At 63.6% G+C, this 3,447-nt stretch carries 5 protein-coding genes; all 5 read left to right on the forward strand.

What is annotated here, in order from left to right; all coding sequences use genetic code 11:
- The first annotated feature begins 221 nt into the window (after window positions 1-221).
- Window positions 222-1,220 (forward strand): hypothetical protein, encoded by a 999-nt coding sequence (locus QZ079_RS08670; RefSeq protein WP_297037464.1) that lies wholly within the window; start codon window positions 222-224, stop codon window positions 1,218-1,220.
- A 24-nt stretch (window positions 1,221-1,244) separates the two neighbouring features.
- Window positions 1,245-1,724, forward strand: a complete 480-nt coding sequence (locus QZ079_RS08675; protein ID WP_297037465.1) for a hypothetical protein — start codon at window positions 1,245-1,247, stop codon at window positions 1,722-1,724.
- Between the two features lie 30 nt (window positions 1,725-1,754).
- On the forward strand, window positions 1,755-2,153 hold the full coding sequence (locus QZ079_RS08680; protein WP_291288269.1) for a DUF4176 domain-containing protein: 399 nt from the start codon (window positions 1,755-1,757) through the stop codon (window positions 2,151-2,153).
- Window positions 2,143-2,424 carry a hypothetical protein gene (locus QZ079_RS08685; RefSeq protein ID WP_291288270.1) on the forward strand — a complete coding sequence of 94 codons (282 nt, stop codon included), beginning with the start codon at window positions 2,143-2,145 and terminating at the stop codon, window positions 2,422-2,424. The genes QZ079_RS08680 and QZ079_RS08685 overlap by 11 nt, the downstream gene beginning before the upstream one ends.
- 85 nt (window positions 2,425-2,509) lie before the next feature.
- Window positions 2,510-3,447, forward strand: a 938-nt coding sequence (locus QZ079_RS08690) for a hypothetical protein (protein WP_297037466.1), incomplete at its 3' end; no start/stop codon positions are given.

The following is a 3,447-nucleotide window of genomic DNA, read 5'->3' on the forward strand; positions in this document are numbered from 1 at the left end:
CTTTGGGCGCCGTGGCGGGTATCGCGCTGGGCGGTCTCGTCGACGCGGGGCTCAACTGGATCGGCGAACAGATGAACAAGTCCGGTGCCACCCAGTCCATCACGAACGGCATCGCGGAGTTCCTCCGTGGCGGGAAGAGCGATACCGCCTTTGCACCGGCTTGATACACGACGGGTACCATGTGATGTATGGGACTCGATAACGATTGCAAGGGTATTGTCATGTTCAGTTTTTTAAAGCGGAAGATCGATTACGCGGATGTGCCGCTCGAAGAGATTAAGTTCTCGGGCGAGGATCTCTTCATCCTTATGGGCGGCCTCGATACGGGCGGCGTCGCCCTGCCCACCGACGCGCTTCCCTGGGAAGAGCTCGAGCACGGCGACTGGGGCGAGGCGTGGCGCCGGCAGGTGGTGAACCGCTATGCCTCCACCGGCTTGGTAGATGAAGAGGGGAGGCCCCAGGGCGCGCTCGCCGATGCGGTCTATCCCTTTGCCAAGATGGGCATGTGCATCACTGCGTTCGCGAACCCCGGCTCGAAGGATCCGTGCGTCGAGATGTCCATCTATAACGGCAAGGCGTCGATTTTGAAGACGGCGCCCGGCGGCGCGGGCTTCACCATTGCGAGCGCCGGTCCCGAGGAGGCCTGGGCGTCCGCGTTCGCCGAGGCGTTCGACGTGTGCCAGCGCTTTGTGCCGGCGGAGCGGTCGTGGCACGGCGATTACCTCATGGAGCCTGGCGATAAGGGCATGAACGCGCTGATCCTGAGCGGGGACCGCGACGCGGCCCGCAACATGGCGGCGCGTAAGGGCTTCGATGTGGCGCCGCTCATGCGGGTTATCGAACAGGTAGAAACGTCGCGCGTGGTTGACGCCGTGAAGATGGAGGTTTTTGACATGCGCGGCGCCGAGCCCACGATCGTCACGATGCCGAGCGGCTCGTTCGTCGTGCCCGTACCCGAGAACGAGGACGCGGTCCGCGTGCGCATGAAGACGCTGACCGTGTATCCGGAGTGCGGCTGGATCTGCACCGAGACCATTGCGCCGCGCGAGGGGCTCCCCGCCGATTGGCGCGATAACCCCGAGGCGTACCAGTACCTCTCGCGGTTCTTCTCGGGCGACGCACTTGCCGCGACCGATCTATTCGACGTTGTAACCGACGTGCGCGACTGCCCGAAAGAGCTCGGTGGCGTGCCGAGCGGGCAGCCCTGCCGTACCGAATAAGCATTCCGATACTGAGGAGGCACCATGAGCCTTGGAAGTCTTATCGCGAGTAGAAACAGCTGTTATGAGCAGGCGCGCTACTGGCAGGGTAGCGCCAACGAATACAGCCGGCAGATTACTGACCTCACGGCGAAGCTCGAGCATAAGCGCGATCAGCTGGAAAAAGCGCAAAACGCGCTCACGGAGGTTTCTGCGCTCACGGGCAAGGACGAGGCGCTCACCGAGGCGCTCACGAACCTTTCGAACGCGGTCTCGGCTGCGCTCAACGAGCCGGGAGCGAGCACCACGGCCACGCAGATCAGCCAAGAGAACGCCGGGCACATCTCGGATGCGGTGAGCGCGTGCAACGGCCTCATCGCCAAGCTGAACGAAGAGATTGCCCAGCTGGAGAGCCAGCTTGCCTATGCGCAGGACGGGCTCTCGTATTCGAACGGGCGCGTCTCGTATTACAACTCGCGCGCGAGCTACTACTCGAATCTCATCGCGAACTATCACGAGGACTAATGACAACACGGCAATCCGAAAGGCTAGGGTATGGTAAACGTTGACACATGGCTGCCGGTTGGCTCCGTGGTTCATATCGAGGGCGACGACGGGCTCACCGTGGTGACCGGATACATGCAGCAGGATTCCGACACGGGCAGGTTCTGGGATTACGTGGGCGTGCCGTATCCTCTGGGCTGGACGGGGCCAGGAAGGGACGTGATGTTCGACCGCGAGTCTATCGATGCGGTGTACTACCTTGGCCTGCAGGATACCGATAGTACGCGCATGATCGACATGCTCGTGGCGACCGAGCCGGCGTACTATGAGGCAAAGCACGAGGCATATGAGGCGCTCGGGCTTCCCACCGGTGAAGTCGACGCACGTCTGGCCATCGTGGCGCAGCGAGAGGAATTGCGCGCCAGCAGGGGCGGCACCCATGAAGGATAAGGTGCTGCTGGAGGTGTTGCTTCCCGCGACGGGGGACGTGTATGAGTTCCGCGTGCCCTTCGACCTGACCGTCGAGATGGCGGCGCGCCTCATGGCGCGGGTGCTTGCGTCGCGCGAGCCGGCTCGCTATGAGGCGAGCGACGAGGTCGACCTCATGTTGCGCGCTGGCGCCGGAGCGCACGAGGGCGAGGAACTCAATCCCAACGAGACGATTCGAGCTCTGGTGAACCAAGGCGTGCTGGTAGATGGGACGCCCGTAGCGCTGGCGTAGCGCAGGCGCGGCGCTGGCGGCCTGGCCGTGGGGCCGCCTGGCCGTGGGGTGCGGGCGGCATTGATCGTTACATGCGAGGAGTTCTATGAAAACGCGTATCGTGCGAGACCGCAAAGCGGGGGCTGCCTCGCTTTCCGTGCGCCCTCAAAAGGGCGAGGCGCTCGACTATGCACAGGCGGAGTGGCTGCGCGGTGCGGATGATGCCAACTTACTCGAGTTCACATATACGCTCGAGGGGCGCGATGCCGAGCTGTTCTTCGACCTCACGGGAACAGAAGTGCTGCCGCGTTACCTCAAGAACGCGAAACTCACCTCGGTACAGTTCCAGAACATGATCTGCGCGGTTCGCAACATGCTCTCCCTATGCACGCAGCGGGGGATCGCGACGTCGTTTGTGCGCTTCGATGCTGAGCTGGTACGCGTGACCGAGGACGGTGCGCTGCGCTTCGCGCTCATCCCGATGAACGGTGTAGCCGCTGTAGCAACGAATACGCCGAACGCCCTGCTGCGCTACCTCGCTGAGCGCTGCACCTTTGTGGTGAAGGACGATCTGAAGCATGCGGAGGCTGTGCTGGATTTCGTGCGTCGCAACGCGGTGCTCGCTCTCTCTTCGCTCGATGCGTTCTTGCGCGAGCAGTATGGAACGACGGGACTCGGCGAGAGCGGTGGGCGTTCGGGCTCGCTTGGCGCGTCGGGCTCGCTTGGCGCTGCGGGCGCGAGCGCGGGTGCTTCGGGCTCCCTCAGGGCCTCCGGTTCGTTGCGCGGTGAGGCGCGCGGCAGTCATGCACAAGTGGGGAGTGCACGGGCGGCGTTCGACCCTATCTCCATGCTTATGAATGCGCCGTCTGCCGCCGAGGTGCGTGCGCAGCAGGGCGTATCTGATCGCGTGCGTTTCGCAGTGAGCGGCGTTTCCCCCACGAGCGCCGGTGCCGTTGTCCCATCGAGCGCGGGCATGGTCACACCCGAGGTCGTGTCCGCCGCCGGTCAACGTATGCGAGCGTTCGATTACGCACCGACGGGCGA

Source organism: uncultured Enorma sp. (assembly GCA_905210055.1).
In the GTDB taxonomy this organism is placed as follows: domain Bacteria; phylum Actinomycetota; class Coriobacteriia; order Coriobacteriales; family Coriobacteriaceae; genus Enorma.